This window comes from Paraburkholderia sp. WS6, assembly GCF_030464835.1.
In the GTDB taxonomy this organism is placed as follows: domain Bacteria; phylum Pseudomonadota; class Gammaproteobacteria; order Burkholderiales; family Burkholderiaceae; genus Paraburkholderia; species Paraburkholderia madseniana.
Map to the genome: position 1 here is coordinate 1 of NZ_JALQCK010000091.1, position 8,276 is coordinate 8,276.

An 8,276-nucleotide genomic window follows, 5' to 3' on the forward strand; every position below is an offset into this window, starting at 1 on the left:
TCGAGCGCGCGGTTGTTGATGAACCGGGGGGCGCGGCAAAGGCAAAGTGCGGCCATCAAGGGACACCCGGCTACGGCAATCGAACGACCCAAAAACTTCCGCTTAACGGCCATTCAAGAATGGTCGGTAACCATGCGGTTGCGTCGCGAAGTTGATCTGATGTCGGACTTTCGTTTGGGATAGGAGCGCAAATCTGGTCGTGAGCCTGCTTGGCCCTCCCGCCCGAATCTGTCTCGATTCGTGTATAAATACGGAGACCGCAATGCGACATACCAACCAATTCATTTGCGCGCACGACGATGGGCAAACAGAAAGACGATATCCCTCTCGCACACCGTAGGGCTCTTGCCGCCAGGCTTCTGTTAAATGGTGAGGGTATTAGCGAAGTGTCCAGGAAGGCTCGACTGAGTCTTCCAACCGTGAGCAAGTACAAGGACCTGGTTGAAAGGGACGGAGCTGACGCCCTTGCTCGCCTTCGCATCCACGGGGGGCCCTCGAGACTGGATGATGCTTCGCAAAGCTGGCTCGTTAGCGCGATCAAGCATTCGCCAGGGCTTCACGGCTATCCAGGGCCAACCTGGACCATTAGCCAACTGCGCGAATTGATCTTGCGGCGTCTCGGCGTCCAGTTTTCACCTTCGCATGTTGGCTACCTCGTTCGAGGTTATGGCCTCGCCTATCGACTCACCTATTCAACTTCAGAAAAGGCGTCACCTGCTACCGCTCATAAACCACCGAGCGACGTCTATGCCGCGCGCCGGAAGATCGCTGCCAAAATGCTGCTGGATGGGGACAGTGTCGAGCACGTCTCGAAAGCGCTCAACATCAGCGTGCGCACCATTACAAAATACAGATCAATGGTGGTTGCTGACGGCGTTGAGGCTGTTGAGCAGCTCAAGGCATCCGGGCGCAGTGCCACGCTTGGCCCCGAGGCCCTTAAGTGGTTACGGGCGACATTGGAGGGCAGCCCCATGGCCCACGGGTATGAAACCGAACTCTGGAGAAACGGGGATGTTCAAAAGCTGATCAAGGAGAGATTCGGTGTCTACCATTCCAGCGGACATGTCAGGACCCTCGTCGGGAAGCTTGGACTGGACCACAGGATGCGACCACCGAAGCTGCGCACGGAGAAGAAGCGCTTGACGATCAATGATGAAACGCTGGCGTGGGTTGCCGCAACGGTTAAGGAGTCGCCGAGAGTGCACGGCATAGACGCTGATCACTGGACGAACGGCCGATTGCGCACCGTGCTTCATCGGCGGGTGGGTGTCGATTATTCTCGAGGATATATCTGGGAAATTGCCACCCGTGCCGGCGTGGCCGACCTGCTTACAAAACTCCGTAGCTGATCAATTCATTCTGGCCCTGGCCGCCTCGTCATGTGTGGCCGCAGCGGCAGCGTGGCGGCGCCCCCTATGGAGTGTCTCGGATTCGTGATGTTCTCAAGGTAGTGCCCCTTGTGCCGCCGCACCCGTCAGATAACGTCTTTCCAAGTTTCACCTTTTTTGATTGCATAGATGGTCACGACATGCACTCCGAATGCATGCGCCAGCGAAGCAACTGATTCTCCGGCGGCCAATCGCTGGCGTATTAATAACACCTTGGTTTCGTTCAGTTTGGCTGTGCCGTTGCGAAATCGAATGGGCAGATCGGGATTGGTAAGTCTTTTTTCTTCGTATCTGCGGCGGGTGCGCTCCCTTTTTTCCGCATTGAATTTCTCCTTGTTCTCCTGGGCGTAGCGCCGTTTCGTATCCGGATTTTTCTCATAACTACGCCGCGCGGTCATATTGGTCCGCTCGCGGTTCCCGGCTCGCCACTCCGCCTGACACAACGTTACACAGGGCCTGCAGTATGAGACGTAGCCAAGCCCCTTCCGATGGAAATCCAGTTCCGCGATTTTTGTCTGGCCGCATCTGGGACAGCGACGTGGGGTTTGAATTGCGGTCATGATTTGCTCCCTTTCTCAACAGTTCTGACTTCCTCTCCCGTGCCGTCGACAGAAATCTCGAAGGACGTTGTACAAGCGAACGGCAAAACTGCAAGTCTTCGTGCGAAAGCATTTTTCAAACGTGTCAGGATGGAGGATGTTGACGCAATCAGTTTCGCATGTCCGGCAAAAAGGCGAACGGGAGGGCTGGTGGAAGCTCTTCTTGTGCGTCGCGTCGATGCAGTACGTCTGATTGTGATAGGCGTGCAGCCGGACTGGCACCTGAGATGCATCAACGCTGCAAATGGCACGAGTTGCTGGAAAGTGGATGGCCGTTTGCTGGACGAAATCGGACGGACGTCTTACGTACTTGAGCGGCTGTTGAGGGTCGCGTACGGAAGTTCGCAAGTTGTGTCAGATGCATCGAGCATCGACCGCCGTGAATTTCAGGGTTCGGCCATGAGCGGCCGCTCGGGCGCACTTCGATGCAACGCTTGGAATGTCGGCTCCAGTGCAGACTCCAGACCTTCCGTCCGCAGTCTGGCCATGGTCTGGCGTCGCATGCACCATCGTCATAAGCATTCTGGCAACGTTTTCGAAGCTACCGACGCCGCTTCGCTCAAAGCGTGTACGTCCGCAGGAACAAGCCGGTCCTTTCGGCGAGAGCCGATTGGCGTCGAGGTTTATTTCGTTTCGGGAAAGATCCGCTTTGACGGGCCTCTCAGCGCCCAACCGTTTTGAATACCCGATTCTTGTCGAGCGTGACTGGATCGAGCGTATTCTCGCCGCCTTCCGCTGGCGAGGCGGGGGCGGCGTCTTCCAGCGCGGGCCCGGTATAGCGCCCTCGTGGCCGTATGACCTTGCTCACCCGGAGTTGCTCAATACAGTGCGCGAGCAGACCCACGCTCCGGGCTGTTGCGAACAACGCGAACGATGCATCGCGCGGCAACGCCAGCTGAGCCGCCAGGGCCGCAAGCGCAACGTCGATATTTGGCTTGAGCCCGGTCAGCTCAACCACCTTGTTGATGAACGACATGAGCTCTTGAGGCGGATTCAGCACTTCGAGCAATGCGGCCGCCCTCGGATCGCCGTCTGGATACAAATGATGTCCAAACCCAGGGATCGGAATGGCCGACTGCAAGTGATGGGCAACCACGTGCTCCGCACCGAGTCTTCCGACGTCGTCGAACACGGCCCGCACGCGGCCCGACGCATCGCCGTGCAGCGGGCCGGAGAAAGTCGCGAGTCCCGTAAGCAGGCATCCCGGCAGCGACGCGCCGGTGGAGGCGGTAATCCTGGCGGCGAACGCCGAACTCGTAATCTCATGGTCGGCCACGAGGACTAAGGCACGGCGGATGAGCTCAGCGCCATCGCGGTCCTGGCCCCAGCCGAGCGCGAATCGTTCATGCATTCTCTGTGCATTCGCGTCACAGCGTGCGCCAAACGCTTGCGCGATGAGCGCCACAAGCCGGCCGGCCTCGACATGCAGTGCGCTGTCCGTGCGTCCGAGGGTCGAGTGCCCGCAGGCCGCGAGCGCCGCCAGCGATGTAAACGCGCATTGCCTGCCTCGTTCGTCGCCCTGTAGCGGCATGTCACCCGTTTCGAAGGAAACGGGCTCGCGCGCATTCCAGAGAATGGCCGCCACGGCTTCAAGCGTCGCCGTGTCCGAAAGCCGGATGCTATCCCGCCCCCGGTAGTACGGCCGACCTTTTGAGAAGGTGGTAATGCTGCTGTAAATGCAGGGTTCCGCACCGAATATGGTCCCGGCGGCGAGCGCTTCGCGCTTGCGTCCCACCTGCTTTTTGCGGCACAGACCGGCGACGTCCTCCGCACGGTAGAGGCTCTTGCGCGGGTCGAGCGGATCCGGCATGACCGCGATGGTGCCTCGACTTACGTACGCATAGACAGTCTGCGCTTGCACTCCGAGTTGTCGAGCCGCTTCAGTCAGAGTGATCCAGTTTCGCATGGGATGGCAAGCAAGGAGTTGCAGCGGAACGGAGCAACAGGGGAGTGACGACGTGGATCGCGCCGTGCATTCGAGCACGACCGATCCAGCGCCAATATTGACGTTTTTTCAGGTAAAAGTCATCTCGACGGGTCGCCGCTCCAGGATCTCGACGAGAATGTCACCCGGCGACCGCACGAAGCAGGCCCTGACGCCGGGGCGAACCTGCTTGATTGGCTCGACGATTTCCGCGTCGCAGCGCAACAGATGCTCGAACGCGGCGTCGATATCGTCCACGACCACACCGAAATGATCAATGCCCTGCTGCCGCTCGCCATGAGGGCGCCCGGTTTGGGCGCTCGTCAGCGACGTGATGAAAAGGTTGATGCTGCCGATGCGCAAATCCACCCGCCCCGGGCGACGCACGATCTCGGCGTTCAGGCAGCGCGCAAACCACGCGGCAGTGGCTTCGGCGTCCGCCGAGCACAGTTGCAGATGGTCCCACTTGAATTCAATCATTCGATTTCACCGTATAGTCAAAAGCGTCACAGTTCGATGCGGGAAAGCTTCCCCAGCAGCACGGAGTACGAGAGCGCGCCGAGCAGGCATATCGCGCCCATCAGGTTGAGCGCCCAATAGAAGTGGCCGGTGTGGTGGGTGATGTAGCCGATCATGAGCGGCGTGGTGACGGCCGCGATGTTGGCCGCGAGGCTGGTGATGCTGCTGGTCAGTCCCACGTACTGTCGAGGCGCGATTTCGGAGACGGCGGCCCACGACATCGACCCGACGCCCTGCGCGAAGAACGCCATAGTCAGGATGGCGATCACCCCCTCGTTAGACTCGACGAAATTGACGAGCACGATAGACGCGCCGAGCAGCGTGCCGATAATGAGCGGCGCCTTGCGCGCAGTGGAAATCGACACCCCGCGCCGAATGAAAAAGTCCGAGAGGAAACCAGCAAGCAGAATGCCGACTGTCGCGCCGATAAATGGGAGTGCCTGGAAGATCCCGACCTTGATCATCGACATGTGGCGCGCTTCGATCAGATAGGTCATGAACCACGTGGTGAAGAAGACCAGCAAGGTGTTGTTGCAAAACTTGCCGATGCAGATCGCGAGAATCTGCCGGTAGCCGAGCAGCTTAAGTGCCATGCGCCAATCGAACTTCTCGCGGGGCTTGCGCGCCGCAGTGGCGCCTTCATTGATGTACTGCAGTTCGGCCGCATTCACACCCGTGTGCTGATGCGGATCGCGGTAAACCACGTACCAGAGAAGACTGAACAGAATACCGACGCCGCCCGTTACGAAAAAGACAGCACGCCAACCGTACGCGGCGGAGATCCACAGCAACAAGCCGGTGAACAAGGGGGTCCCGATGTATTGCCCCATGACATATACGCTGGTCGCGAAGCCACGTTCCCGGGCCGGAAACCACAACGTTACGGAGCGCGCATTCGAAGGGAACGCCGGCGCCTCCATTGCGCCGATTGCGAGCCGCGATCCGAGCAACATCTGATAGCCGTTCGCGAAACCCTGCGTCAACGTGGCGAATGACCAGCCGAGGAGGGACAACCCATAGGCGAGGCGCGAGCCGAGAATATCGGTCAGCATGCCGCCGGGCACGAGAGCAATGGAATAGGCAAGGCCGAAACCGGCAAACAGTTCGCCCATCTCCATCTTGTCGAGCGCGAGGCCTTTCGAGAGGCCCGGCGCAACGATGCCCAGCGCCGACCGGTCGACGTAATTGAGGATGGTTGCCGCGAGCAGCATCGAGAGCACGACGTACCGCACCCTGGAGCGTTTCGCAGTATCCGCGTAAACCAGGTTTCGGCCCGGCAATGTTTGTTCCTCTACGGCTTTCATCGGTGTCTCCAGAACATTCGCCAGTTGTTTTTTTATTGTTGGCGCGAGGGTGATTTATCCGCGGCCGACGAACGGCATCGTGGTCGCCATGATCGTCATGTTGAGAACATTGGCCTCGAGCGGAAGACTGGCCATGTGTGCGACCGCATTCGCCACGTGCGTCACATCCATTCTTGCTTCGGGTGCCATGCTGCCATCCGCTTGCAGTACGCCGCGGTTCATGCGTTCCGTGAGCGATGTCGCCGCGTTGCCGATATCGATCTGGCTGCAGGCGATATTGAACGCGCGTCCGTCCAGCGCGATCGATTTGGTGATGCCGGTGACCGCATGTTTCGTTGCCGTATAGGCGATGGTATGCGGCCTCGGCGAGTGGGCTGAGATCGATCCATTGTTGATGATTCGTCCGCCTTGAGGGGACTGTTCTTTCATCAGGCAATAAGCTGCCCGAGCGCACAGGAAGACGCCGGTCAGATTGGTGGCCACGACGTCGTTCCAGAAATCGACCTCGTAATCCTCAAGGGGGACGGCCCCCGCGTTGCGGCCTGCGTTGTTGAAGAGCACGTCGAGCCGGCCGAATGCCTCGGCGATCTGCGAAAACGCCTGCTGGACCGACGCGGCGTCGGCAACGTTGGCCTGGAAAACATGTGATTCTCCGCCGGCAATGCCGATGGCCTCTTTCGTTTCCAGCAGCGGCTCGGCTCTGCGCCCGATCAGCGCGACGGCGAATCCCGCGTTGGCGAGCGCGAGGGCGGCGCTGCGGCCGATGCCGGAGCCGGCGCCCGTAACGGCTGCGAACTTCTTTGATGCAGACATTTGACTTCCTCTCAACGATTCAATTGAACACGGGAAAGAGAGTTGCATCCGCGCTAAGCGGTGAGCAATCTTGATTCATTGAATCAACATCCGAGGGCCTTGCGGACCGGGATCGCATCAGGGTTTTCCTGATGCGCGTGTTGCCGCGAGCAAGATGGAAGAGGGGCAAGACGGAAACGAATCGCAACGCGCAGGCGCCGCGAACAATAAGGGGCTAATCATTACCGAGGAGTTGATTCGTCCAATCAACATTGACGGTCCGGTCTGCGATTTCGTAGTCTCTCGACGTCTGCCTACCAAAGGAAAAACCATGTCGGAAGATAAACGCACCAGCCTGTTGATTGCGCGAAGGGTTCCCACAGCCGTGGCGAAACGCGCCGCAGCCGAATTCCATGCCTTCGTGACCGAGGCCGATATGGACTCGTGGTCTGTCGTCGACTTCTGCAAGAAGCACGATGTGCCGGCCGTACTCATCGGGAAAAAATCCGGCCTGCAGGCGGAACACATTGCCGCGCTGCCCTCGACGGTCAAGATCATTGCGAACGCGAGCGCGGGCTTCGATCACATGGATGTAGCGGCGGCCCGTGAAAGGGGAATCGTCGTCACGAACGCACCCGATGCGTTGACCGAGTGCACGGCCGATTTCTCCATGCTGCTCTTGCTGGCTGCGTGCCGTCGCGCCTCAGAATACGAACGGATCATGCGCAACGGATGGGGCAAATCGTTCGGCATGACCGAGATGCTGGGTACGCGAGTGAACGACAAGACGCTCGGCATCGTTGGATTCGGGCGTATTGGACGGGCAGTCGCCAAGCGTGCGCAGGCATTCGGCATGCGCGTGATTTACACGGACATGCACCGTGCGGGTCCGTCGGTGGAGAATGGCGCGACCTTCTATGCCACTCTCGACGAAATGCTGCCGCACTGCCAGGTGCTCACGCTGCACGTGCCGGGCGGAGCCGTTCCACTCATGACGAAAAGAGAGTTTGGACTCCTTCCCGCAGGCGCGATTTTTGTCAACGCGGCGCGTGGCGGCCTGGTGGACGAAGATGCGCTTTATGACGCCCTGACTTCGGGTCATCTATTCAGCGCGGGTCTGGATGTGTACCGGAACGAGCCCAATGTCGACAAGCGCTTCGCTGAACTCGACAACGTGTTCCTGACGCCCCATATGGCCAGCGCAACGATTGAGACCCGCGACCAGATGGGCTTTACGGCGCTGGATAATGTCGCCGCCGTGCTGGAAGGGCGGCCCGCCTCGAATCCTGTCTAAGGCTCGGCCTCATCGGGACAGTAACGTTGCGACGCCGGTCGAAAAACGGCGTGGTACGCATCGACGCATGATTGGCCACCGCTGCAGCGTTCTTGAGCGTGCCGCCGTTTTCCCGCTTTCATGAGGTTGATCGGCATCAACCCGGTATTAATGCTCGGCCTATGTCAGGCGGCCAGCCGGGGTAATGGCCGAAATCGATTTGAACGCCGTCTAACCTGCCACGTCTGTCTGCGCCTTGGGCAGAGATGGCCATCTGGTCAAGGACGGCGCGCGACAGACGATCGCAAGTTAATTCCGAGCGGTGGCGAAGAACTGACCGCCCGTCTCCCGATAAAATCGACTAACGGCCGTTGTACACCGCAAGCAGCCGTTGGTTTCGCACCGCGCCGAAGGGCGGGAGTGGGTCGAAGGACTAAACCGCTCGCGCGGTAGGGGCTACGGTCTGACGCTGGAGGT

General features: G+C 59.5%; 8 protein-coding genes. 3 read left to right on the top strand and 5 right to left on the bottom strand.

Features of this window, described 5'->3' with window-relative positions:
- Both M0D64_RS44380 and M0D64_RS44385 read left to right on the top strand, forming a co-directional pair.
- The coding region (locus M0D64_RS44380) for a hypothetical protein (protein ID WP_266262251.1) at positions 1–183 on the top strand (183 nt) is incomplete at its 5' end.
- A 236-nt stretch (positions 184–419) separates the two neighbouring features.
- A complete protein-coding gene (locus tag M0D64_RS44385) occupies positions 420–1,349 on the top strand; it encodes a winged helix-turn-helix domain-containing protein (protein ID WP_323135791.1) in 930 nt (309 codons plus the stop codon).
- Positions 1,350–1,474: 125 nt separating this feature from the next.
- On the opposite strand, the gene M0D64_RS44390 is transcribed toward M0D64_RS44385, so the two are convergent.
- The 5 genes from M0D64_RS44390 to M0D64_RS44410 all read right to left on the bottom strand — a co-directional run bounded on the left by M0D64_RS44390 (position 1,475) and on the right by M0D64_RS44410 (position 6,547).
- On the bottom strand, positions 1,475–1,948 hold the full coding sequence (locus M0D64_RS44390) for a hypothetical protein (RefSeq protein WP_266262253.1): 474 nt from the start codon (positions 1,946–1,948) through the stop codon (positions 1,475–1,477).
- Positions 1,949–2,648: 700 nt separating this feature from the next.
- Complete coding sequence (locus M0D64_RS44395) at positions 2,649–3,893, bottom strand: citrate/2-methylcitrate synthase (RefSeq protein ID WP_266262254.1); 1,245 nt, start codon at positions 3,891–3,893, stop codon at positions 2,649–2,651.
- Between the two features lie 108 nt (positions 3,894–4,001).
- Positions 4,002–4,391 (bottom strand): VOC family protein, encoded by a 390-nt coding sequence (locus M0D64_RS44400; RefSeq protein WP_154564031.1) that lies wholly within the window; start codon positions 4,389–4,391, stop codon positions 4,002–4,004.
- Between the two features lie 26 nt (positions 4,392–4,417).
- Positions 4,418–5,734 (bottom strand): MFS transporter, encoded by a 1,317-nt coding sequence (locus M0D64_RS44405; protein WP_266262255.1) that lies wholly within the window; start codon positions 5,732–5,734, stop codon positions 4,418–4,420.
- 54 nt (positions 5,735–5,788) lie between these two features.
- The gene (locus M0D64_RS44410) at positions 5,789–6,547 is read right to left on the bottom strand and encodes an SDR family oxidoreductase (protein ID WP_171929525.1); all 759 of its coding nucleotides are present in this window, start codon (positions 6,545–6,547) and stop codon (positions 5,789–5,791) included.
- 310 nt (positions 6,548–6,857) lie between these two features.
- Between M0D64_RS44410 and M0D64_RS44415 the strand changes: the two genes are divergently transcribed.
- A complete protein-coding gene (locus M0D64_RS44415) occupies positions 6,858–7,820 on the top strand; it encodes a D-glycerate dehydrogenase (RefSeq protein WP_154564037.1) in 963 nt (320 codons plus the stop codon).
- Positions 7,821–8,276 lie beyond the last annotated feature (456 nt).